This is a genomic window from Colwellia sp. E2M01 (assembly GCF_018860585.1).
In the GTDB taxonomy this organism is placed as follows: Bacteria; Pseudomonadota; Gammaproteobacteria; order Enterobacterales; family Alteromonadaceae; genus Colwellia.
Genome location: NZ_JAHKPR010000020.1, coordinates 48,442 through 73,566 on the forward strand (window position 1 = coordinate 48,442; position 25,125 = coordinate 73,566).

At 38.2% G+C, this 25,125-nt stretch carries 15 protein-coding genes; 2 read left to right on the top strand and 13 right to left on the bottom strand.

Annotated elements, in window-relative coordinates; genetic code table 11:
* Nucleotides 1–124: 124 nt before the first annotated feature.
* The 11 genes from KO502_RS03965 to KO502_RS04015 form a co-directional block, all read right to left on the bottom strand.
* Nucleotides 125–1,522: an ATP-binding cassette domain-containing protein gene (locus tag KO502_RS03965; protein WP_216021265.1), complete on the bottom strand. Its 1,398-nt coding sequence runs from the start codon at nt 1,520–1,522 to the stop codon at nt 125–127.
* A gap of 438 nt (nt 1,523–1,960) precedes the next feature.
* Nucleotides 1,961–2,911: a carbohydrate kinase gene (locus tag KO502_RS03970; protein WP_216021266.1), complete on the bottom strand. Its 951-nt coding sequence runs from the start codon at nt 2,909–2,911 to the stop codon at nt 1,961–1,963.
* Nucleotides 2,911–4,476: a mannitol dehydrogenase family protein gene (locus tag KO502_RS03975; RefSeq protein ID WP_216021267.1), complete on the bottom strand. Its 1,566-nt coding sequence runs from the start codon at nt 4,474–4,476 to the stop codon at nt 2,911–2,913. The genes KO502_RS03970 and KO502_RS03975 overlap by 1 nt, the downstream gene beginning before the upstream one ends.
* Nucleotides 4,477–4,594: 118 nt before the next feature.
* Nucleotides 4,595–6,310 carry a hypothetical protein gene (locus KO502_RS03980; RefSeq protein ID WP_216021268.1) on the bottom strand — a complete coding sequence of 572 codons (1,716 nt, stop codon included), beginning with the start codon at nt 6,308–6,310 and terminating at the stop codon, nt 4,595–4,597.
* 154 nt (nt 6,311–6,464) lie between these two features.
* Nucleotides 6,465–7,424 (bottom strand): sugar-binding transcriptional regulator, encoded by a 960-nt coding sequence (locus KO502_RS03985; protein WP_216021269.1) that lies wholly within the window; start codon nt 7,422–7,424, stop codon nt 6,465–6,467.
* Between the two features lie 59 nt (nt 7,425–7,483).
* Nucleotides 7,484–8,188: an HAD-IA family hydrolase gene (locus tag KO502_RS03990; RefSeq protein WP_216021298.1), complete on the bottom strand. Its 705-nt coding sequence runs from the start codon at nt 8,186–8,188 to the stop codon at nt 7,484–7,486.
* Nucleotides 8,189–8,610: 422 nt separating this feature from the next.
* On the bottom strand, nt 8,611–12,075 hold the full coding sequence (locus tag KO502_RS03995) for an EAL domain-containing protein (RefSeq protein WP_216021270.1): 3,465 nt from the start codon (nt 12,073–12,075) through the stop codon (nt 8,611–8,613).
* A 485-nt stretch (nt 12,076–12,560) separates the two neighbouring features.
* A complete protein-coding gene (locus tag KO502_RS04000; RefSeq protein ID WP_216021271.1) occupies nt 12,561–13,586 on the bottom strand; it encodes a zinc-binding dehydrogenase in 1,026 nt (341 codons plus the stop codon).
* A 12-nt stretch (nt 13,587–13,598) separates the two neighbouring features.
* Nucleotides 13,599–14,990, bottom strand: a complete 1,392-nt coding sequence (locus KO502_RS04005; RefSeq protein WP_216021272.1) for a TolC family protein — start codon at nt 14,988–14,990, stop codon at nt 13,599–13,601.
* Nucleotides 14,987–18,136 carry a multidrug efflux RND transporter permease subunit gene (locus tag KO502_RS04010; RefSeq protein WP_216021273.1) on the bottom strand — a complete coding sequence of 1,050 codons (3,150 nt, stop codon included), beginning with the start codon at nt 18,134–18,136 and terminating at the stop codon, nt 14,987–14,989. The genes KO502_RS04005 and KO502_RS04010 overlap by 4 nt, the downstream gene beginning before the upstream one ends.
* A 9-nt stretch (nt 18,137–18,145) precedes the next feature.
* Entirely contained in the window at nt 18,146–19,339 is a 1,194-nt protein-coding gene (locus KO502_RS04015; RefSeq protein ID WP_216021274.1) for an efflux RND transporter periplasmic adaptor subunit, read from the bottom strand.
* A 134-nt stretch (nt 19,340–19,473) separates the two neighbouring features.
* Between KO502_RS04015 and KO502_RS04020 the strand changes: the two genes are divergently transcribed.
* On the top strand, nt 19,474–20,412 hold the full coding sequence (locus KO502_RS04020; protein WP_216021275.1) for a LysR family transcriptional regulator: 939 nt from the start codon (nt 19,474–19,476) through the stop codon (nt 20,410–20,412).
* Between the two features lie 455 nt (nt 20,413–20,867).
* The gene (locus KO502_RS04025; RefSeq protein WP_252730495.1) at nt 20,868–21,692 is read left to right on the top strand and encodes a haloacid dehalogenase type II; all 825 of its coding nucleotides are present in this window, start codon (nt 20,868–20,870) and stop codon (nt 21,690–21,692) included.
* 156 nt (nt 21,693–21,848) lie between these two features.
* On the opposite strand, the gene KO502_RS04030 is transcribed toward KO502_RS04025, so the two are convergent.
* The gene (locus KO502_RS04030) at nt 21,849–22,973 is read right to left on the bottom strand and encodes a PepSY-associated TM helix domain-containing protein (protein WP_216021276.1); all 1,125 of its coding nucleotides are present in this window, start codon (nt 22,971–22,973) and stop codon (nt 21,849–21,851) included.
* Nucleotides 22,973–25,051 (bottom strand): TonB-dependent receptor, encoded by a 2,079-nt coding sequence (locus tag KO502_RS04035; RefSeq protein WP_216021277.1) that lies wholly within the window; start codon nt 25,049–25,051, stop codon nt 22,973–22,975. Before KO502_RS04035 ends, KO502_RS04030 begins: the two co-directional genes overlap by 1 nt.
* Nucleotides 25,052–25,125 lie beyond the last annotated feature (74 nt).

A 25,125-nucleotide genomic window follows, 5' to 3' on the forward strand; every position in this document is an offset into this window, starting at 1 on the left:
GGCGGTATGGAGGCGCTTTTTTCTGCTCAATGTTGGCTACTTGCTTAACTATACAGGCGCTGCGTAGAAAAATGGCTTTTACTTCAACTTGGTTCAATTAAATTAGACTGTAGTTTAATTAGCGTTATAGCTTAATATGCTGGCTAAAATTGTCTAATAACTCGTCTTGTCGGTGCGTTACAAATAAAATAGTTGAGTGGCTCTCCTGCATGATCATCTTAATGATTTTTAAAATACGCTGACGGTTAAACTCGTCTAAGCCTTGGGTTATTTCATCAAGTATTAATAACAGCGGTGCTTTAATTAGTGCTCGCACAATGAGTGTTAATCGCTGTTCCCCGAAACTTAATTCGTTAAACAAGGCACTTTCTTTATCGCCTAAACCAACCTTTTTTAACCATTGACGGGCGTAAGTTATTTGATAGTTTTCGGTAGTTTGATATAAACCGATAGAATCAAAAAGACCTGACAACACTACGTTTAATAAACTGCCATTAACGCGATATTGACGATGTAATTCAGGGGTAACTATGCCCATATTAGCTTTTAATTGCCAAATGCTTTCACCGCTTCCGCGTTTAATACCAAACAGGGTTAAGTCATTGCTATAACATTGGGTGCATTCGCCGGTAATTAAATTTAATAAGGTTGATTTACCGCTACCATTTTTGCCTGTTATCAAGGTGTGTTGTTGCGGTTTTACACTGACATTTAGCCCTTCAAAAACCGCTTTATTTTGATAACGCACAGTGCCATTCACTAATCTGAATAAATATTCATGGCTATAAGAAGAAAGGGTTTTAAACTCTTCAGGTAGGTCTATCTGTTCTGCATTAGAGTTAAAATAATCATTTAATTTTTGCTGAGTTTTTTCGTTACCTTGTGCGCCAATAACCGTAAATTCATTCTTTTTGATAATGGCGATTTGTTCACACCATGCGGGAATATCGCTACGATTACCTAATAGCAGTATTAACGTAATACCACGGTTATCGATAATTTCTTTAAATAAGTTAGACAGTGTTTTACAGCTTTCGCGGTCTAAACTGTCGAACGGGTCTTCACAAACCAGTAATTTTTTACCCTGTAAAATAGCGGCAAGTATTAGTAATTTTCGACCTTCACCACTACTTAGCTGGCGATAACCTGAATCTAATAAATTATCTAAACCTACCGTTTTAATGAGCGGATCGTTTAATTTTTTTTGTGGTAAAAACTCACGAACTAGGGTGCCAATATCTTGTTGGTTTATATCATCAGTCGCTTCAATTTTTAATTCATGTTCATAAATTTTTTGCTGTTCTTCAAAGGAAATGACTGCAATATCATTTTTGTTAGGCAACATTAATGTATCAACAGTAGTAGGTTTAATTTCGCTTGTTAATACATGAGCAATAGATTGCTTGCCAGAGTCTATTGTGCCGAGAACACACCAAGACTTAGCTTGCCCTATAGTCCAGTTTTCTATCATTATTTCTGGGTGGTAATAATTGTTAATGGTTGAGTTTAATAGACTAGACATGTAATACCTTTGATAAACTTAAGTGAGATAACTATTTAGTGTGAGCCATAAATGTATTGTGAGCTAAAAAATAACACGGTTGTTTCCTGAATTTTTAGCCTTGTAGAGTTGTTTGTCGGCTAAATTTATCAACATTTTTAAGCTCAGTATTATTGTTATTGTGGTAAATATATTTTGTTGAGTAATATCTGAGGCTTGGCTGAAGCTTAGCGGACTAAAGAGTACGGTGCAAAGAATACTCAACCAGAGAACTTGCATTTTAATACTGTCATTCATCAATATCAGTACTCAATGGTAAATAATAAGAAGACTATTAGACCTATTGTAACTTTAAAAATGATTATACGAAGTGGCCACTAAATTAATTTAAGTATAAAAAACAGCCGATAATATGAGTATTATCGGCTATATGAGGTATGAATGTAGCTAGACCTTTAATTAAGCGGGGTTAATAAACGCTTCAATCGCCTCAAGTGATAGTTCAGGAGTGGCTCCTTGATTTTCGGCTACCATAGCACCAACAGCACAAGCAAAATCAACAGCATATTGAGCATCGGTTGTACTACATAATTGGTAGATTAAGGAGCCTAAGAAAGAATCACCTGCTCCCACGGTATCAACGACGTTAATTAAAAAACCCGAGTTATAATAATTGTTGTCGTTAATTTTCAGTAATGCACCGTGTTGACCTTTGGTTACACACAAATAAGCGGTATTGGTTTGCTCGGCAATAAAGTTTAAGTTCTGTTCTAATGAGTTAAATTTTGAGCCCATTGCATGGGCTATTTCATATAATTCATCGTCGTTGAGCTTAATAAAATCAGCACTTTTCATTAAAGTTATTAAAGTTTCAAGTTGGTAGTGTGGCTTACGTAAGTTAACGTCGAATATTTTAAAGTTTGCTACGTCAATAAGCGCATTTAATGTGGTTAATGACTCTTGTTGACGCCCAACTAAGCTGCCATAAACAAAAACGTCTGAACTGCTCACTTGGTCAATAAGTGCAGGTGTTAAGGCGATATTGTCCCATGCTGTATCGCTAACTATTTCATAAGTTGCTGAGCCGCGTTTATCTAAAGTCACTTCAACGGTACTGGTACCTTTATCAGAATTGATCGCGATAAAGTCGCTATTAATAATGGCTGCATCATTGTGTGGCGTAGAAAAATTACGTGACTTTATCTCAGCAAGTAACTCATAACCTAACGGATCATTGCCAACAGCACTGATTATTTGCGTGTTAATTCCTAAGGAGTTCAAGCGTAAACATACATTTAAAGGTGCGCCACCTAAACGTTTTCCGTCAGCAAAACAGTCCCAAAGTACTTCACCAAAACAAGTAATTGATATATCGCTAGCGGCTTTATTATTAATAAATAAACTGTTCATTATTTTGCCTCCTCAGTAACAGTAAGACGTTTTTGTATGAGGATATTGCCCATAATGTTTTTTATATTACTCGCCGGCGCATAAAGAGCATTAATCGCATCACTATATAATTCAGTAAAGGCGGGTTTATTCATTAAATCGCCGAATAAGCTGTTTAGTTTTAAAAAGGCGAGGCTATCAGTCTGCGTATTTTGTGCGTATTGCGTTAACTCTGTTTGCATCGCATCTTGAATAGTTAATGGCTGTTGCGCTTGATTTACTTGTTTGTCGCTATATAAACACCAAGTAGCAATCACTAATGCCGCTAAAGAGCAGTCGCGATTCGCGGCTAGGTTTTCATTAATGGTAGCAATTAAAAACTTCGGTAACTTAGCTGAGCTTTCAGAGCAAATACGCGACAAACTGTCTTTGATGTTAGGGTTGGCGAAACGCTCAATTAAAGTATTTTTGTATTGGTTTAAATCAATACCGTCTAACTGGTCTAGCAAAGGTGTGACTTCTAAATCCATAAAAGCACGTAGATACTCGGCAAAGTCTTTATCTGACACAGTTTCATCTATGGTTGCATAACCATGAATTGATCCTAATAAACCTAGTACAGAGTGACCTGCATTTAATAACCGTATTTTCATTTTTTCAAACGGAGTTACATCAGCCACAAGTTGTGCGCCGACCTTGTCCCAATTTGGGCGACCGTTACTAAAGTTGTCTTCAATTACCCATTGTGAAAAAGCCTCGCAAGTGATTGGCCATTCATCGCTTAATTCAAAGTTTTTTGCTACGTAATCAATATCAGCTTTAGTGGTTACTGGCGTTATACGATCGACCATGGCATTAGGAAATTGAACATTTTGTGCAATCCAATGACTCAATCCTGAGTTGTTGTGTATTGTATCTTGATGAAAAGCATCTTGTTGTGCGGTAAAGGTTAAGAGCATTTTACGGGTAACGTTGCCATTGTGTTGAATATTGTCACAAGACTGTATGGTAAATGCTTTCATGCCTTTAGCTTTACGCACTCGTAATGCGGCGGCAATATAGCCAAACGCGGTTATAGGATCATTCGGATGAGCAATGTCATGGGTAATATCTGGGTTAGTTACATCTAACTCACCTGTGCTCGGGTGAACGTTGTAACCGCCTTCAGTAATGGTTAACGAAACTATTTTAGTGTCAATATGTGCTAATTTATCAATTACAGCTTGTTTGTTGTCAGGGGCAAATATGAAGTCGATCATTGAGCCGATAACTTTGTTATCAATTTGTCCATTAGGATGGCGTACCACTAATGAGTATAAGTAGTCTTGCTTTACTAAAATATCGCGTAAACCACGGTTATTTTCTAATAAACCAATACCACAAATTGCCCATTGCTCTGAGCCAGGTGTTTTTAATAATTCATCACAATAAACCGCTTGATGAGCACGATGAAAACCACCGACACCAATATGCACTATGCCTGCTTTAAGTTGGCTACGGTCATAGCTTGGGAATTCAATATTGTTAGGTAAACCAGTTAAGCTTGCTTGGTTTAATATTGCTTGATTTAATGAATCAGTCGTCATGTTTTTTTCCTTACTCAATAGCCTTGAGTCTAACTTTAGGCTGGCTAAAGACGTATGCTATGCCAGCGTATATTTGTATAAATACGTTAATAATAGCCACTCTCTACAGGGCGGTTAATTAGGTATTGAGTGCTTTTTGTCTTTTAAGTGACATATAAGCACTGGCAAAATAGGTGATGGTAAAAATGAAACAGTAAAACTCAAATTGGCTTTTATTGGTTTCATAAATCGCCATGGTTTCGCTGAAGAACATCACCTGACAAGCAAAGGCGGTAATCACTAATAATGAAATAACTGAGACAGCATTCAACAGTTTGCTTATACCGCTAGTATCTTCAATAAAAGGTTTGTCGTTAATGGCTTGCTTGGCTTGATAAGCAACAATTTGTTGTTGTTCAAGCGCTTCTGCGGCAACGTCTTCACTGTAGTCTTGATCTGCGCCATATTTTTTCGCTAATAAGGTATAAACAACAATGCTGAATAGCCAAGTAGGGATGAACAAGTAATAAAACGACATCACATCGAGAATATTTAATCCAAAGCCAAACACTAAGGACAGTGCCCAAGTGGCAATAGCAGGAATGCTGCGTGATATTTTTTGATATTTAGCCCAGTAGCGAGTTAAACCAATTTTTGGGAATATTACATGTTCAGCAAATACAATGCCGCCTACAGGTACAACTAATAGTCCTGCGTAGGTAAGTAGTGGTAGCATTTGTGAAAATACAAAGGGAAAGCAAGCAATAATTACCGTAACAATGCCTACAATGGCGGTAGTTTTTTCACGGGTTTGATTAACAAAAATAGACTGTGCCGCTAAACCGGCACGATATAAATTAGCGTTAGCTGTAGTCCAACCGGCAATAATAATAATGACAAATCCTGTTAAGCCTAAGGCGTGATAAGCCACATCACCGGGATCTAACTGTACTATGGTAGTTTTAAGTAAAACCGCCGCACCAGCGCCCATAATGCCCGCTGAGATCCAAGCAATATAATGTCCGAAGAACATACCAACACCTGAAAATAAACCGTAACTTTTACGTTTAGCAAAGCGAAAGGTTGCCATGTCAATTAAACCAAAATGGGTAATAGAGTTAGCTGCCCAAGCAAAGCCAATCACTTCGAAGAGACCGATACCTTTTTCGCCATCACTGGTAAATCCTGTCCAAATAGAGCTGTCTCCAATAGCGAGAAAATCTGCCCAACCTGTTGCGGTTGTTGTGCCTAATACATGATTAGATAAGGCAGGAAATAAAGTAAATGAACCGGCAATGAAAATAACAAATAACCAAGGGGCACACACTTTAGAAAAGTCGGCTACGGTTGAAAAGCCATACATAGCAACAAACACCACGATAGAGCCTACTGCGAGTACAATCATCACAAACCAAAAACTACTGGGATACCAATTGAGCTGCGCGGGAATATCAAAGGCAAACCTGACCGCAGTGGCGGATACGGTTATCATGGCGGCGGAGATCACCGAAAATATTACCACATTCGCCCAGTTATAGAGCTTGGTCATTGAATTACCGGCAATTTTATTGAGGTAATTATATAAACTTAAACGTGTTTCTACGGCGATTGGTGCGGTTAATAACCACCAAGAACACATAGCTAGTAGGTTACCAATTAATAATCCGAGTAAAATATCTTTAGTTGAGGCGCCTAAGGCTACAAAAGTTGCGCCAATAACAAATTCGGTAGCGGCAACATGCTCGCCTGCATATAAACCTGCGAAATGTTTCCAACCATGGAGCTTATTTTTTGCAATAGGCATCTGTTCTTCATTTATTTCACTAAATGAATTTTCATTTTTAATGTTTGACATCTGTTCTTTCCTCGTATCATTTGCACTTACCTTCGGTACGACTAATACTAGTCTCCTAGTTAAATGCTTGTAGCTGTTTTGAGCGCTACTCTTTTATGTCGACTACCTTTCTTAGGTTTATTGGCAGTACTATTTATTATAAGATGTTAAGTTATTATAAGATTTTAAGAATTGCTTTAGCGGTATGCTCATTAGTTATTAAGGCGTTAATAAGCTTTCCTTTAAGTGCAGCGTGTATCGCATTCACTTTGTCTGTACCTGCGGCAATACCATAAACAGGGTTACTGGCATTGATGGTTAATGGGGCACTTACTACACGTTCATTGGTTGCATTGGCTAGTAATTGTCCATTTTTGTCGTATAGCCAACTGATTATTTCCCCTATGGCGCCTTCATTTTTAATGACATCAAGGGCATTATCATTAATAAAGCCATCCATTAATAAAGGTGCATTTTCAGTGATTTGTCCAATACCTACAAAGGTTGCATCAGCTTCTTGTACTAAGCTAAAAATACTCTTTACTGGTTGTAGGCTATGTAAAACTTGTTTTTCTTCAACGCTGGAGGCTATTACTGGTAAAGGCATTGGGTAATGTTTGGCGTTTACGCGATTAGCCATTGAGATGACAATATCATAGGCTGACGCTGAGCCATCAGCCATCATGTTGCCTAACATAGATACTATGTTATGTTGTGGAGATTGCATTGTTGGTAATTCGTCAATACAGGCTTTTAGTGCTCTACCAGTGCCAAACGCTAATGTCTTTGGTGTCTCTGATTTTAAATAACGCTCTAAAATCGTTGCGCCACATTGGGCTAAACCATGATTTGAATCAGGGGTGTTAGGATCGCTTGGTACTATTTCACATTCAACTAAATTAAATTTATTCTTGAGCTGTTGTGCTAATTCCATACATTGAGCGATAGGGTGATCTAAGCGCACTTTTATCAAACCTTCACTCACTGCTAGGGCAACTAAACGTTGTGCTGATTGACGTGATACTTCCAGCTTTTGGGCAATTTCTTCTTGAGTATTTTTGGCAACATAATAAAGCCAGGCTGCACGAGCGGCATCTTCTAAACGCTGCAATTCTGTTGTTGATTTGTTTTCCATAAAGGCACCTGTTGTAATTATCTGTATGTATTTTTTATATTTTTTAAAGCGTTTGACGGTTAAATTCTACGTTGAGCTTTATTAGTATTCGTGGTGATTAATTTAGGTTGTAATTGGAGGAAATCTTGCCAGTGTCGCATTATCTTGGTTTCTGGGTATGTAGTAGCAATTGCTTGGCTAGTGGCTTCAGTCATATGTAACCCCCCTTGATAATGAATAACCTGCATACCGGCAGCGACAGCCGCACTAACACCCGCGACACTGTCTTCAATGACCAAACAATGCTGTGGTGCTACTTGCATCGTTTTTGCTGCGTGTAAAAATAAGTCTGGTGCTGGTTTACCGTTTTCAACTTCTGCAGCGGTAAAAACCTTGCCACAGAAAAAACGGTCGAGACCAACAATATTTAGAGCGCGATCAGTGCGTGTTGGACTACTGCTAGTCGCTAAACAAAACGGAATAGCTAAGTGCGGTAGTAGTCCTGTAATACCTTGGGTCGCTTTTAAACCCGTTGAAAATTTGCCAAGTAAGGCAATGCGGTACTCTTCTTCAAATGAATTAGCCAGCTGTATGTTAAAAGCACTATCCAGTTTTTCTTTTACCGAGCTAAAGCTACAACCTAAAAAGTGTTGTTGAACATAAGCCATGTTAATTTCGACGCCTAAAGGTAATAACTGTTCAATCAATACCTGAGCACTGATGATTTCACTGTCAATTAAGACACCATCACAGTCAAAAATAATTAGTTCAATTTTGTTTGTTATTGTCATTTTTTATGCCTGTATTTTTATTATTAACTTGTTTATTAACTTGTTTATTAACTTGTTTATTAACGTAACTATTTATAAATATATATTTAACAGTGACTTATTGTTTGTTGGAAGTTACCTTAAAACATGTTTGAGCACAAGCTCTTGTATTGGGCTTTTGCTCAGGGGTGGGGCATAATCGCACTAGGAAAGTGCAGTGTCAATCTTTAGATGTGTTTTTTTTAAACAACTTTAAGGTTGTTATTTGAGAGGAGCTATTTTTGTTGGCCTATCGGCAAGGTGTTTTTTGAAATTAATATGGCTGAAAATAACTTGTCGTGGTGTTTGATTAGTTATTTTGAGGAAAGCAAGCTTGAGAATCTAGAACCTAGATTCTAGAACCTAGATTCTAGGTGGTAAGTTCTAAGTTGTAGTTTTTAACTCATTGGCTTTATAACTTGCCAGGCTGCAGCGGGTTTCCAGTTGTTAACCCAATCAGGAAAATCACTTGCCGGCATTGGTTTAGCGATACCATAACCTTGCGCAAAGTCACATCCTAGCTGTAACAGCACAGTGCCATGTTCAATGGTTTCAACCCCTTCTGCAATAACGTCTCGTTTGAACGATTTAGCTAAAGCTATTACACCTTCAACAATGGCTAAATCTTCAGGATCGTATAACATATCACGCACGAAGCTTTGGTCTATTTTAATAACTTTTGCTGGTAGGCGACGAAGGTAAGTTAGAGAGGAGTAACCGGTGCCAAAATCGTCTAAAGAAAAGCTAATCCCTAGTTTTATACAGTTACACATAACTTCAGAAACATGTTTTACGTCGTCTAAAGCCGTTGTTTCTAAGACTTCCAGCGCTAAGTAACTAGGATCTACATCAGCATGTTCACTAAGTAACTGGGTTAATCTTTCTGTAAAATCAGGTTGTTGTAATTGCACAGCCGCTAAGTTGACACTTATGCGTAATGGTAAACCGGTTACCATGTTTTGCCACTGCCTAATTTGTAACAGCGCGCTCTTTATTACCCATTCACCTAATTCAATACTGATAGCATTGTTTTCTATTATGGGTAAAAAGTCGTTTGGATATAGTAACCCTTTTTCTGGATGTTGCCAGCGAATAAGAGCCTCAGCCCCTGTTACCTTTCCTGTACGCATGTTTACTTTAGGTTGATAGTGCAGCACAAATTGTTCGTTATCTAAAGCTAAGCGGATTGCCGCTAAATTTTCATGTTGATTTTTAATGGCATCATCTTGGGCGGTATCAAAAGAGTGATAATGATTTTTACCTGACTCTTTAGCAATATACATGGCTTGATCAGCATGCCGCATTAGTTGATCTGTACTCACATTATCTTGAGGATAAAATGTCACGCCAATACTCGCTGATATATTTAACACCGTTTGATCAATTGTTACTGGATCAGAAGCCGCGACTAATAAACGCTCTAATACCGGTTCACACTCTTGTGCCGTGTTTTCATTAGGCAAGTCTGTTAATACCGCGACGAATTCATCACCGCCAATGCGCGATAAACTATCACCTTCACGTAGGGCTGCTTTCATTCGAACGGAAAGGGCAATCAGTAATTCATCTCCCATGTCATGCCCGTAAGCATCATTAACGGCTTTAAAACCGTCTAGATCTAAAAATACAACCGCTAAGGAGCTTCCATTGCGGTTACATTGTAGCATTGCTTGCGATAAGCGATCTGCAAGTAAAGAACGATTAGGCAGGTTGGTTAGTGCGTCAAAATGGGCGATATGTTCGAGTTGATTTTGATGTTCTTTAATTGCGGTAATATCATTACCTAAGGCAACATAATGGGTTGCAACTCCTTGTTCATTAAGTACCGCGCTGATAGTTTTCATTTCCGCGAATAATTCACCATTTTTACGAATATTCCAAAGCTCTCCTTGCCAATAACCTTGATTTTTTAAGGTTTTCCACATCTCGTTATAGAACTCTTTAGTTTGTTTTCCTGACTTTAAAAAACGAGGGTTTTTACCTATGGCTTCGGTGCGGCTATAACCTGTGGTGGTGGTAAAGGTTTCATTAACATCAATAATTATGCTATTTGTATCGGTGATGACGATACTTTCTCGAGCATGAGAAAATACACTGGCAGCGAGTTTTAGTTTTTCTTCGGAAAGTTTTCGTGTAGTAATATCGCTATGCGTTCCGCTCATACGTAGCGGCTTACCTTCAGCATCGCGTTGTATTACGTTAGCTTGATCATGAATCCAAATATAATCGCCACTTTTAGTTAACATGCGATATTCAATACTATGTGCTTTAGACTTGCCTTCAAGTACGTTATTAATTGATGTCCATGCTTTTTCTCTGTCTTCAGGATGCACGAAATCTGCCCACTGATTAGTGGTTTTTTTTATCTCGTTATAGCTGTAGCCCAACATAACAGCCCAACGTTCATTTCTTTCTACTTTACCTGTAACAATATGCCAATCCCAATAACCTAATTCTGCCCCTTCTAATACCAATTGCATTTGTTCGCCACTGGACTTTAAAGCTACATTGTCTTGGGTTTTCTCAATAGCAATACTTGTTAAACTAGCTATTTGTTCTATTAAGGTAATATTCTCTGCTGTTGGTAGATGCGTGTTATGATGATAAATCGCAAAAGTGCCAAGTACTTTTCCTTGCGTAGAAAGTATGGGCTCAGACCAGCATGAGCCTAACTTTGCTTGCTGCGCTAACGCTTTATAAGCTTGCCAGTTAGGATGGTTTTGAATCTCTTCGACAATGACACGTTTTTTAGTAAAGGCAGCTTCACCACATGAGCCAACGCCATCACCAATTTCTATACCATTAATTGCACTACTATAAAACTCAGGTAAGTTTGGTGCGGCGCCAAGTATTAACCGTTTACCTGTATCATCGAGTAATAAAATACTACATAACATGGTCGTGTTGTTTTGTTCAACACTGTTGACAATAGCTTCAAGAATAATAGGTAACTTTTCATTACTGGCGATAAGCTCTAATACATGAGAGCGGAGTTTTTCACGTAACTCCATCTCTTTTCTGTAGGTAATATCGTGAATACATGACCAAGTGTAAGTCTCGTTATCTGGTTTTACGACGCTAACACCATTTAACACTACAGGTACGAGTCGCCCAGATTTATGGATATACTCTTTTTCATAAGGGCCGTAGCGACCCGTATTTTTTAATGAGGCGAGCTGAATGTTTTCTTCGTTTTTATAGGATGTAGGTGTGAGGTCCCAGTAGCTCAGTTGATAAATTTCTGCTTTGTTATAACCAATAATATCAAGATATGCTTGATTAACCTCAATAAGATTTCCATCTTTATCATTAAGTGCCATACCCACTAACGCTGTTTCGAACATGGCGCGATATTTATCTTCGTTTTCTTTAAGTAAGTCAGCAGCGCTTTTTTGTGCGGTAATATCTTGTACAAAACCTGATATTTTATAGGGTATGCCATTGGCGTCGAGTATGGCTTTACCACGACAGTCGATCCAACGTTCTTGCGAGTTATGAGGTAGATTTACTTTACATTGAATGTGATGTTCTTCGCCAGTGGCAAAACAATGCTCAATAGATGCGGTGAATAGACGTAAGTCGGCGGAGTTGAGTAAGTTCGAAAAAGATTTTGGTTTTGTGTTGTTGTTAATCGGAAATTCAAATAACCGATACATGTCTTCAGACCAATGTGTTGTGTTATCGGCTAAAATTTCCCAATGCCCGATGAGTGCGTATTTGTGTAACTCATAAAGGTGAGACTTATCATTAAGTAATTCGCTCTCAATATTTTTTCTCGTATTTACTTCTTTTAATAGACAATATATCCAAATAGAAAATAAAATAACGACGATAAAAAAAATACTGAGAATAAAAATGTTCAAACGTTATCCTTAGTTATAGCTTTAGTGATGTAGTTTATTTGCTTAGGGTCTGTTGATCTTTCGAGATTACTTTACAGCAACTTGTTTGGACTTCTTTGTATTAATAGTAGACAAGTCAGAGCATGCGAGGTGTAACTTGCTACACGAAGATGCGATAACGCCGTATAAATTTCAAACAAGTGCTGTCTTTAGGTTTATTTAAAACGAATTTACTCTTTGTTGCTAGCTTTTTAAATAGAATGACTAGTTCTCGAAGTAATAAGTAAAGTTCGCGCCGCGATTAAATTCGTTTTTAATTGAATAAATTTTATCTCTGAAAGATCATCATACCCTAATACTTCAAAAAAACGTCTTTTATTAGAATATAGCATGATTGTGTTTATAGCTAGAAACTAGTTGTGTAGTGTTTGGTATGCCTTAATTTATTTTAAGAGCATGGGTATTTTATAAAAAAATAAGGCATCGGGAAACGAGGCCTTATAGGGTTATGTGATCTTTATGATTTGTTTTCCGGTAAAACCACCGTTGATTTGCCTATGTAATGCCGCAGAAATATTATCGGCATTGAAATCAACCGAGGTAACTTTCGGGGGGATAATATTACCTTGGGCAACTGCTTCAAGTAGCTCTTTACTTAAAAAGCCCATTTTTTGTTGCGCACATAAACTATTACACAACCATGCGCCTGCTAAAGAAATGATACCTATATTAGGGGCTTTTCTAAACATTAATGCAGGTTCAAAAAGAGGCAATGGTTTTAAACAAGCGATGCGGCCACAGAAACGCATTAATTCAATGTTTCGCGCTGTTGTTTCTCCACCTAATGAATCAAGTACGGCATCAAAACCTTGCGGACCTACTTCACGACTTAGCTTGTCAGCGAGCTTTTTATCTTGGTAATCAAAAACAACATCAGCACCTAACTTAGTGACTAACTTATGATTACGTTTTGCTGCAGTAGTAAATACATCAGCACCTAATTGTTTGGCAAATTGAATAGCAAATTGACCTACAGCGCCAGCGCCAGCATCAATAAAAATACTTTCGCCTTGTATAATTTGCAGCTTTTTCATGGCTATTAGAGCAGTCATTCCTGCGCAAGGCAAGGTTGCAGCATCGCTACCTGTAACACTATCAGGTACAACCGACACTGCAAAATTAGGGACGCTGGCGTATTCACTTAATACGCCTTGTCCGCCAATATTAGCGTGCCACATAACGCGATCGCCAACCGTAGGAAATAAGCCTTTTTTGGCTTGAACGACAGTGCCTACCGCATCAAACCCCATAATATGTGGGTAATGCCACTGACAAAATCCTTTTTTAGCAAGCTCAACATCTGTTGGGTTTAAGCCAACATATTCAACTTTTACTATCAGTTCTTGATCGCCACAATGAGGTAGCGGAATTTGTACCTCAGATAAACTTAACGCGTTGTTAGGTTTATCAAGGACAATAGCCCGCATTAACTCGGGTAATTCAATTAAATTTAAGGTGTCAGTGTTTTGCATAAATATCAAATATTATAAACTTGTTAAACCGAAACTCCATCTGCCGTTAAATGCTTGGTAAGCATTTACTTTAGCGATAGATGAAATAATTTGTGCGTTAACAGTATTTTCTTGCGCTATTAAAACATCTTGTCTTGCATCTAACAACTCTAAGTAGGGAATTTGACCTTCTTGGTACATAGAGTTTGCTTGAATAAAAGCTTTGTTAGCAAAATTAAAACGTCTATCGGCATATTTTTTTTGTTCCATGCTTTTAGATAATAAACGTAAGGATAGTTCACTGTCATTAACTGCTTTTAAAACCACATTTTGATACTGATTGTATGCTGCTTCACTTAAATATTCTTGTGAGTCGCGTTGTGCTAATAACGCAGGGTAACTTAATAACGACCATTCTATTTGTGGCGCTATTTGCCAGTTTTTTTCTGTGTCGCTAAGCTGGGTATTACCTAAACTTAATACGCCAATAAAAGCATCTAAACTCACTTCAGGATATAAAGCTCTACTTGCTGCCACACTTAATGAACTAGCTTGGCTAAAGTTATATAAAGCTTGGCTAATATCAGGACGCAAGGCTATTGATTTATTTGGCTCGGCTAAAGTAACAGTAAAGTCGGTTGTGAAAATGCTTTGTTCATCAACTAAGTTTAAGTCACCAGTTAAGCGACCCGTTAATACCGCAAGGGTTGATAAGTCGCGATATTGGGCATAACTTGCTTCCGGTAATAAGGCTTGTTGTTGAGCAAGCTGGGCGCGAGTACGGTTTAGGTCAAGTTCATTAGCAATACCTTCTTGTACGCGAGCTTCAAGCACATCAATACTTTGCTCTAGGGCAATAATTTGTTGATTTAAAATATCGAGTTTCTGTTTATTACCTTGGTAGCTTATATAGCCAGTTACCACAGATGAAACTACTTCAACTTGTAATGCTCTTAACTGCTCACCTTGACTCATCGCTGAGGCGTCTGCTGCATCAACTAACGCATTAATACGACCAAATAAATCTAACTGCCAACTTAATGCAAGATTTGCACTTGATTGACGAGTAATTGTATCGCCAATACCTGTACTTTGGCCGTTAACATAAGCACCACCTTGCGGAAAATACTCTGCTTCTTCTGCGCCTAATAATGCCAACGCACTTTTTAACTGTAGTTGGCTTGTTTTTAAGTCGTAGTTATTTGCTAAGGCATCGTCAACTAATTGATTAAGTTGTGTTGATTGCAGTTGTTGCCACCAGTTTACTTCGTCTTGACCTTTTAATTGGTCAGCGATGTTAGTTTCTGCGACAAAAGACTCTACTGATTGTAAATGCTCAGGTGCGTTTATTTGACTAGCACAGCCTGACAATACAGTGCTAATTAATAGCGCAGTTGCCGTGAATTTATTTAATGATCTGTTCATGCTTTTTCCTCACCTTTTCTTTGCTTAGGTGCGGTTAATAAAATATAAAATAATGGTGTAAATAATAAACCAAATACTGTTACCCCAATCATCCCTGCAAATACCGCATTACCCATAGCATGACGCATTTCAGCACCAGCACCTGTTGCTAACACAAGAGGAATAACGCCAGCGGTAAAGGCAATAGAAGTCATCAATATTGGGCGTAAACGTAAGCGACATGATTCAATAATGGCGTCAAAATGAGATAAGCCTTGTTCATGTTGATCTTTAGCAAACTCTACCATTAAAATGGCATTTTTTGAGGCCAAAGCAACCAATACAATTAACGCAATTTGCGTGAAAATGTTGTTGTCTGAGCCCACTAACCACACACCCAATAATGCTGAGAAAATAGTCATAGGTACAATTAATATAATCGCTAACGGTAAACGTAAACTTTCATATTGCGCAGCTAGTACCATAAATACTAATAACACTACTAATGGGAATACGTAAACCATGGTATTACCCGCTAACATTTGCTGATAGGTGACTTCTGTCCACTCATAAGCAATATCTTGCGGTAAGGTATCGGCTAAAATTTTCTCAATAGCTTTTTGTGCTTGGTCGGAACTAAAACCAGGAGCAGGACTACCACTTACCTCTGCGCTTGGATACCCGTTGTAATGCATAACACGGTCAGGTCCTATTATCGGGGTTACCGTTAATATTGAACCTAATGGCACCATATCTCCTTGGTGGTTACGTACTTTCAAATTAAGAATTTGCTCAGGTTGTTGACGAAATTCAGCTTCTGCTTGTGCTTTTACTTGGTAAGTACGGCCAAACATATTGAAGTCGTTGATATATACCGAGCCTAAATAAATTTGTAAGGCGTCAAATACTTCGTTTAATGGAATGCCTTGAATGAGTGCCTGTTCACGGTCAATATCAATGTCCATTTGTGGCACTTGAACTCTAAAGCTTGAATACATGCCCATTAGCGCCGGATCTTTTCTCGACTCTGCTAACACCGCTTGTAAGCTTTCAAATAACACTTCATAGCCTTTGTTACCACGGTCTTCAATTTGTAACTTAAAGCCACCTGTTGTACCTAAACCACGAATAGGTGGTGGTGGAAATACCGCTACAAAAGCTTGATCAATCGCCGAAAAGCGTTGGTTTAATTGTCCGGCAATTGCACCTGCTGATTGACTAGGATCAGAGCGCTCGTCAAAAGACTTTAATGGTAAAAATACTACGGCACTGTTTGAGCTATTAGCAAAACCATTAATAGATAACCCTGGGAATGATGCTGTATTAGCAACGCCAGGCACCTGCAAGGCAATAGCTTCCATTTCTTGTACTACTGCTTGAGTACGATCAAGACTTGCCGCATCAGGTAATTGAGCAATACCAACCAAGTATTGTTTATCTTGTGCAGGAATAAAGCCGCCCGGTACGGTATTAAACAATTGTACAGTACCGCCTAATAACAGTATGTAACCCGCAACGGCAATAACACTCAAACGCATTAATTTTTTAACAATTTTTTGATATTTTTCACTACCACGGTCAAAAAGACGGTTGAAGGGGTCAAATAACCAAGCACCAAAAAGTTTATTGAGAATACGAGTTAAACGATCAGGTTTACTGTCGTGAGACTTTAATAATATTGCTGACAAAGCTGGTGATAACGTTAACGAGTTAAACGCTGAAATAACGGTTGAGATAGTAATAGTTAACGCAAACTGTTTATAAAATTGTCCTGAAACCCCGCTAATAAATGCCGTAGGTATAAATACCGCACACAATACCAGGGCAATCGCAATAATAGGACCGGTAACTTCATTCATTGCTACTTTGGTGGCTTCTAATGGTGATAAACCTGTTTCGATATTACGTTCAACGTTTTCAACAACAACGATGGCGTCATCAACCACAATCCCGATGGCGAGTACCAAACCAAACAGTGATAACGTATTAATCGATACGCCTAACCAATGCATAACAGCAAAAGTACCAATTAATGAAACAGGTACGGCAATTAACGGAATAATAGAAGCGCGCCATGTTTGTAAGAATAAAATAACAACGATAACAACCAAAACAATGGCTTCAAGTAAGGTAGTAATTACCGCATCAATTGAGTCTTGAACAAAAACAGTAGGATCATAAACAATGTCGTACTCAACACCCTCAGGGAATTTTTCTGATAAACGCGCCATGGTTTCACGTACATCGTTTGACAGTTCAAGGGCATTTGAGCCTGGACGTTGGAATACCGGAATCGCAAGAGCAGGTTGGCTGTCTAACATAGCGCGTAATGAGTAAGAGTCTTGGCCTAATTCAATACGAGCTACATCTTTTAAGCGCGTAATTTGACCTTCATCACCTACTTTAATAATCACTTGTTCAAATTCTTCAACGTTATCAAGACGACCTTTTACGTTTAATAATATTTGAAATTGATTATCGTTAGCAGCAGGTTGACTGCCTAAACTACCCGCTGCAACTTGTTGGTTTTGTGAGCGTAATGCTGTAACTACGTCGGTTGCGGTAATTTGACGAGAAGCTAATGCATCTGGATTTAACCACACACGCATTGAAAATTGACCACCACCAAATAATCGAACATCACCAACACCAGCTAAGCGAGCAATTTGGTCTTTAATGTACAGATCTGCATAGTTAGATAAATAAGCGGTATCGTGAGTTTTTTCAGGTGAGAATAAATGCACAACCATGGTTAAATCTGGTGATGATTTCTCAGCTATAACCCCTAGTCGTTGTACTTCTTCAGGTAAGCGCGATAAAGCACTGTTAACGCTATTTTGTACTTGAACTTGGGCTCGGTCGAGATCAGTTCCAAGGGCAAAAGTAACCGTTAAGCTCATGCGACCATCACCCGTTGCTTGAGAAGACATATATAACATGTTCTCAATACCGTTAATTTCTTGTTCAAGTGGTGTTGCTACCGTTGAGGCAATAACCGACGGGTTAGCACCTGGGTAGTTTGCCGTAACAACAACGGTTGGTGGTACTATGCTTGGGTATTCACTTATCGGTAATTGAAATAGCGAAATACTACCCGCGATTAAAATTAATACCGATAAAACCGCAGCAAAAATGGGTCTTTGGATAAAAAAGTGAGAAAATTTCATTGTGCGTTATTACTCTTTTGTCGCTAATTGCGCATTAGCTTTTGCGGTAAGACTAGTTACTGGAGCTAAGGTAAAAGCAACACCATCAATGTCGAGAGTAATATTGTTTGGTGCTATTGGCATACCAGGACCTACACGGGCAGGGCCGTTTACTGCAATTACATCGTCTGCGCTTAAGCCTGACTCAATTGCTCTATACGTACCGTAAAGCTCGCCTACTTGTACTGCTTTATATTGCAACACATTGTTTTCATCAACGGTTAATACAAAACGATTTTTCAAATCAGTACCAATTGCACGATCAGGTACAATAATTTTTTCTGTTGCGCCGTTCGCCGCTAATTTAATACGTGCGAATGAGCCTGCTCGCAAATGCTCTTCAGCAAAGACAGCTCTAACACGCAATGTACCTGTTGCTGCATCAATTTGGTTATCAATAAAGTCAATGTAGCCTTCATAAGGGAAATCGTTTTGGCCACCTTTTTGTCCTAATTTCTGCATGATTACTTGTTGATTATCCGTTGCTGTAACATCAGAAAACGAAGTGTTCCATGTACGTTCGTCTACATCAAAATAGGCGTACATAGCTTTATCAGAAACAATGGTCGTTAGGATACTTTGTCCGGCAATGACGTTATTACCTTTGGTAATATTGGCTCGAGAAATAATACCGTCGATAGGCGCACTAATTGAGCTAAATTCTAAATCAAGTTTTGCAGCGGTAAGTTGTGCTTGTAGTGCAGCAAGTTGTGCTTGTCGTTGACGCAATGTTGAAGTACGAGATTCGGCTTGCTCGGTTGACATCGCTTTACGCTCGGTTAAGCGTATAGCACGCTCTTCTTCACTTTTAGCTTGTTCTAATGCGGCTTGAGCACTATCGATTTGCGCCTGTAGACTTGATACTATGGCAGCAAATGGACGGTCGTCTAACTTAAACAATAAATCACCAGCTTTTACACGTTCACCTTCATTAAAAGCAATGCTGTCAACAACACCAGATACACGAGGTTTTAATGAAACTTGCTCCGGTGCTTCAAGGCGGGTGGTGTAGGTGTGCCAGCTTTGCACGGGCTTAACAATCACACTTGCAACATCAATAGTTTGTAATGGTCTTTCTTGTTTTGCAGCCGTAGACTCTTCTGAGCAACTGGCTAATGTTAAAGTGACAATAGCAATTGCTACTGCAGTTAGATGTTTGTTCATGTTATTAAACCCCTTTTTAGAATATGTTTGTAATTTTATGTAACTATCAATGTGATAAAAAGGATGGTTTTTGCATTTGATTAGTGCCAATATGGCACCAATGGGTTTTATACTGTAATAATTGGGTGCTAAAAGTGGATACAACAAGTCGATTATTGATGTTGCTAGAAGTGGTTGAACAAGGCTCTTTTATAAAAGCAGCAGAAATTCGCAATATTGATCGCTCTGTTATCTCAAAACAAATTAGTCGTTTAGAAGACGATCTAGGTGTTAGATTACTTAATAGAACAACACGATCTTTTTCACTCACCGCTGCTGGCGCTGAAATGGTAAAAAAAGCTGCAGAGTTACGTCATTTAATTGGTGAAACGGTACGTATTGCCGAAAACTACCATCTGGAGCCGCAAGGTTTACTGAAGATCACCTCAAGCGGTTTGTTTGGTCGACGTTACTTACAGCCAGTAATTAACGATTTTCAAAAGCGCTTTCCGCAAGTTGAAGTTGAATTAAACCTAAATGATCGCTTAGTTGATTTGGTTTCAGAAGGTTTTGATTTGGCGTTTAGGGTTGGTGAGCCTAAAGATTCGTCATTAATAGCGCGTAATATTGCTCGTAATCGTTTGTTGATATTGGCAACACCAGCCTTTATTGAAAACTACGGAATGCCTAAAACCATTGAAGATTTAGCTGACTTACCGGCAGCAAGTTATGCCAGTAACTCGTTTAGAGTAGAAGGTATCAATTATTACGATGAAAATGGCGAGCTACAAGAGCAAAAGTTAAATAGTGTGTATCGGGCTAATGACGCCGACGTATTATTGCTAAAAGCTCTGTCGGACACTGCTTTTGTGGTTGCCCCTTCTTTTGTACTTGATAAGGAGGTATTAGATGGTCGTTTAGTACCTTTATTAACGCATGTAAAACTAATAGAATTTGGTGCAGTTTATGCCATTTACCCACATCGAGATATTCCTATCAGAACCCGCTTATTTTTTGATGCTGTACGGGATTATATAGGGAAAGACACACCGGTTTGGGAGCAGGGAATTCCGAACTTTGACAACTTGTATTAAACAAGAATCTTTCTTTATATACGGTAACAGCGTCATAAATAATACCTATCAATTAAAAAATAATGAAAGTTAGGCGAGACACATCCGTTCCATTTATAAAGTAACGAAAAAATAAGTCGTTACAAATTTATCCACTAGCTTTTTAGTTAAGTATTTACTCTATTCCTTTTACCTTTAAACTAAATAGCCTGAGCTCGGTTTAATGAATCCTTTTCTAGCTGTTATTTTCTCTATCTTCATCGCTAAACTTACTTGCAATAGACCCGCTATTGACGCGAAATTTGCCTTGAAAGTAGAAAAGCTATCAAGCTAGAGAATTAGATAAAATAAAATTATTTAGTATTTTAATAGGTTAAAAACACCTTGAACCAAGTTTAGGTTAAATAGAGTAAACATTAATAACGGTAACTAAAAGTCTCAAACAACCCTAATCCACTTACTTTAAAGGTCTATTTATGAAAACCTATTACAACAAATTTTTGCTTAGCTTAGTTATTACCTGCAGCTTTTTTCAAGGAGTTGCTAACGCAGCAGAGATAAAAAGTAGTATGACAAGTGAAGTTCAATCCCAAACCAATATACAGAAAATGACGGTAAAGCCTAAAATTATCTTTTTTGATGTAAACGAAACCTTACTCGATCTTGGTAATGTGGCAAAGTCGGTGTCAAAAGCCTTAGGTGGGCGAGATGAATTGGTACCTTATTGGTTTACTACCATGCTGCATTACTCGTTAGTAGGTAATGTTACTGGTCAATATAATAGTTTTGGTGAAATTGGTATTGCTTCACTCGAAATGATTGCAGAGCAAAAGAACATCCCTTTAAGTTCTGAACAAGCACGTAAGGCAGTACTCACTCCGTTTAGAGATTTAGCTCCACATAAAGAAGTAGTAGAAGGTTTAAAGCGCCTTAAAGCAATGGGTTATACCTTAATCACATTAACTAACTCATCGGATGCGGGCATTGCTGCACAATTAAAAAATGCCAATTTAGCACAGTATTTTGATGGCTCGTTAACAGTTCAAACGTTACAGATCTTTAAGCCAGATTTAAGAGTGTATCAATGGGCACAGCAAACTATGAAGATTGAACCCGAAGAAGCTATGTTGGTTGCCGCACATGCTTGGGATATTGCCGGTGCTGATCGCGCTGGATGGCAAACGGCGTTTATCATGCGCTCGGGAAAAGCACCTTATCCGTTAGCTGAAAAGCCAGATATTATTGGGAATGATTTACTTAAAGTCATTGATCAGTTAGCAACAAGAACTAATGAGCAGTAATAAAAGCGACTTCACTCCCCAAGTAAGTAACACCTTATCTTGATGTTCCCAAAAGACTCGTTACGATCTTGGTATTTACTACCACATGACTTATTGCATATCAGTTATTAATTGTCGACCCTGTAACAAAATTTGTTACAGGGTTTATTTATCAGGTTAACTCTTTCGTTTTCGCAGCGTACGCGTAAAAAATGTAACTAAACCTGTACCTGTCATAATTAATAAGCTTACCCCTGCAAAAACCACCATGATCACCCCCAAAACTTTACCAAAAGTATATCCGCCATGTAATGATAAAAGCATGTCAGTAATTTTAACTGAAAATTTTGACAAATCGGCTCTAGCTATATGAACTAAATCTTTACAAGTTGCATGAATATAAATACGTCCATCACCATCTCGTTTATTATTATCTCCCTTAGCTTTATACGTTAACATGTAAGGCCCATTTTCAGTATTTGGCATAAAAAATGTTGCTAATTCTCTTTCAGGAAAAGCTAAACTTCCTGCCAGCTCAGCATCATTCGGGGTAACTTTTCCCGCGCAGGTTTTATCAAAACCTGCGCTTTTAGGAGGCGAGAATGTAGGCGGTGATAATAAAGGACTAAACCACTCAGGTTTAGCTAATGCTAAACCTGTCAAACTGAAGTAGATAATCAGTAATGCGCTCCAAACTCCAAGCCAAGAATGTAACGAAAAACAAATACTTTTTAAGGAACCACGAAAATTTACGGTACTTGCTTTTCGCCAAACTTTATTGTTTTTAGGCCACCACAAATATAGCCCTGTCGCCGCAAAAAATATTAATAAAATAGAGAGAATACAAACAAAAACAGTTCCATAATTACCAAGTAAAAAAGAAAAATGAAAATCGATCAATTCATGAGCAAAAGCTCCACTTAAAGGGAAGTCCCCCTTATAAGATACTTTCCATGGATCAATACTTATCATCCTAATACCTGCTTCGGCATCTTTCTCTAAAGGCATAACAAATACCATAGCAGTCTCTATTTCTTCAATACGACTATGAGGCATTAATACCCCAACGGTTTGAAAATCTTCTTGGTACCCTTGTTTTGCTGATTCAATTAATGTCGAAATACTCGCTATTGGCTTATTTGAAGGTGTTGCCTTTAAAGTATCACCATACTGGACAAGAAATAATTCACCTACAAAAGCGAGCATTACGCCAGAACCGGCAACTAAGATGATAAACAAAGCTGAAAAACTTCCTAACCACCCATGCAGTAAAGTTAGTAACTTTCTAGAAGGCATAAGCATTAAAAACTAACCTCTACACCAACTAAAAATGATCTTGGTTGTACTAATACTGCGCTATCAAAATCACTATCGGGTTGATTACTATCACTAGGAGCTACACCAGGGTACCTTGCAACAGCATCATCTATATCACCTATGTTTTTAATCGTTCCGAAAACACGTAAATCTTTAAAGGTATAAGATATTTTTGCATCAGCAATCACATAACTGTTGGTTTTTCCATTAGGACGATTATTAACATCAGTAAAGTAACCGCTGGTGTAACGAGCAACAAAACTTGTTGACCAATTATTTTTTGTCCAAGACAAGCCCATATTTGAAGTAAAATTAGGAGCGGTTAATAATTCATTTCCCTCAACACCTGAATTAGGGTATTTAGTTACCTTCGTATTTAACAAGCCAATATTCATAAAGCCATCAAGGTTGGGCGTTATTGAAAAAGTAGCTCCTAGTTCTACACCACTGGTATTAACACGGTCAGCATTTCGCACAACAAAGGCTTCGTCTCTTGCATCATTAGGGGTAAGATCAAAAGGTAATTGCATATCTTGATAGTCTGAATAAAAGATATTTTGTGTGAAGAAAAGCCTTCCATCTAGTAAGTCTTGACGCCCATAAAGCTCGGTAGTCCAAACATACTCAGCATCATACTCATAATTGACAATTGGAAAGGTAAAAGTTATTCCACCACCACCAGCATTGTAACCTCGAGATATTTGAGCTCCCCAACTGTTTTCTTCAGTTTGTTGCCAATTTATTCCTAACTTAGGTAATAATGCGGTATAAGTTTCATCGCTTGAAATTTGAACTAGCGTGCCAGTTTCATCGCCACCATGACGTTGATGATGATCTTTTTCATAGCGTAAACCAAACGATAAATCTAAAGTATCACTAAGTGGTATTAAACCTTCAGTATAAGCAGCAATAGTATCGGATTTATCTTTAAATGCCTGTCCACCCCAGTACTCAATAGTTTCATCCTGATCGGCTTTAAAAAAGTGTAAACCACCCACTATAGAAAAACCTGATTCTTGGGTGTAATGTAATCGAGGTTCAACAATTATATCTCGAGAATTAATCGTTGCATTGCTCGAACCAGGAACAGCATGGCGTTTAAATGCAAGTTCTGTGGTAGAGGTACTTAACGTGAAGTGTAACGCTTCTGAAAGTTGGGTATCAAAGTCCGCAGATACGGCTGTTGTCTTTGGGTTATGTACAGGTTGATTTGGGAAGTTAGATTCACGTTCTTCAAACGGCTTAACTATAATTTCACTATTCGGGCTAGTGTAGTCTGTGTGGGATACGGTTAAAAGTAATTTACTTTTTGGTGCAAAATCAGGCGTAAATAGCACTTTACCACGTAACGAAAGGGCCTCTGATTCACCAGGGTTACTAACACCTTCATATGGAGTGTAATTTACCGCAGACTCTTTTTTATATAAGTCTCCCGATAAGCGAACGGCAACCTGATCATCAATAATAGGGACATTAACCATGGCAGAAGTTCGACGCTGATCATAATTACCTCCCGCTACTTGAAAAGTAACCTCATTATCGAAGCTAGGGTCATTAGTTTTTACAATAACCGTACCTGCTATAGCATTTCGACCAACTAATGTACTTTGCGCACCTTTAAGTACTTCAATACGTTCCAGATCGAATATACCAATGTCACCGAATACAATTTCACTGTAACTGGCTGGGCGATTGTCAAATTGCCAATTTAAACGAGAACGACTACCCGCAAAAAATGCATTAGCATTTTCTGAAGCACCTGTACCATCAATACCGCGAACAGTTGGCGCTTTACCTGTACCTGTTACAACTGAAACATTAACAGATGCATCTAAAACATCTCGAAGAGTCTCTAAACCAGCACGATTGTTAAGTGTTTCTTGATCTAATATATCTGCACTATTGGCTACCTTATAAATGGGGCGTTCAATTAACTCACCTGTAACAACTATTGTTTCTATTTGTTGAGTATTAAGTTGTTCTTTATTTTCTTTTGCATCCACAGCAAAACAACTCATAGTAATGACAACACCAAAAATTTTTAAACACCCTAATGACTTCATATGACCTTCTATATAACTAATGTAAATAATTAACCTGAGCTCAACATAACTAGTGTTGATAAAGGTTAACTATA

Excerpts from the sequence above, each read along its gene's own strand:
- KO502_RS03965 (WP_216021265.1), bottom strand. The coding sequence starts at position 1,522 with ATGTCTAGTCTATTAAACTCAACCATTAACAATTATTACCACCCAGAA.
- KO502_RS03970 (WP_216021266.1), bottom strand. The coding sequence starts at position 2,911 with ATGAACAGTTTATTTATTAATAATAAAGCCGCTAGCGATATATCAATT.
- KO502_RS03975 (WP_216021267.1), bottom strand. The coding sequence starts at position 4,476 with ATGACGACTGATTCATTAAATCAAGCAATATTAAACCAAGCAAGCTTA.
- KO502_RS03980 (WP_216021268.1), bottom strand. The coding sequence starts at position 6,310 with ATGTCAAACATTAAAAATGAAAATTCATTTAGTGAAATAAATGAAGAA.
- KO502_RS03985 (WP_216021269.1), bottom strand. The coding sequence starts at position 7,424 with ATGGAAAACAAATCAACAACAGAATTGCAGCGTTTAGAAGATGCCGCT.
- KO502_RS04000 (WP_216021271.1), bottom strand. The coding sequence starts at position 13,586 with ATGCAAAACACTGACACCTTAAATTTAATTGAATTACCCGAGTTAATG.
- KO502_RS04005 (WP_216021272.1), bottom strand. The coding sequence starts at position 14,990 with ATGAACAGATCATTAAATAAATTCACGGCAACTGCGCTATTAATTAGC.
- KO502_RS04010 (WP_216021273.1), bottom strand. The coding sequence starts at position 18,136 with ATGAAATTTTCTCACTTTTTTATCCAAAGACCCATTTTTGCTGCGGTT.
- KO502_RS04015 (WP_216021274.1), bottom strand. The coding sequence starts at position 19,339 with ATGAACAAACATCTAACTGCAGTAGCAATTGCTATTGTCACTTTAACA.
- KO502_RS04025 (WP_252730495.1), top strand. The coding sequence starts at position 20,868 with ATGAAAACCTATTACAACAAATTTTTGCTTAGCTTAGTTATTACCTGC.
- KO502_RS04030 (WP_216021276.1), bottom strand. The coding sequence starts at position 22,973 with ATGCTTATGCCTTCTAGAAAGTTACTAACTTTACTGCATGGGTGGTTA.
- KO502_RS04035 (WP_216021277.1), bottom strand. The coding sequence starts at position 25,051 with ATGAAGTCATTAGGGTGTTTAAAAATTTTTGGTGTTGTCATTACTATG.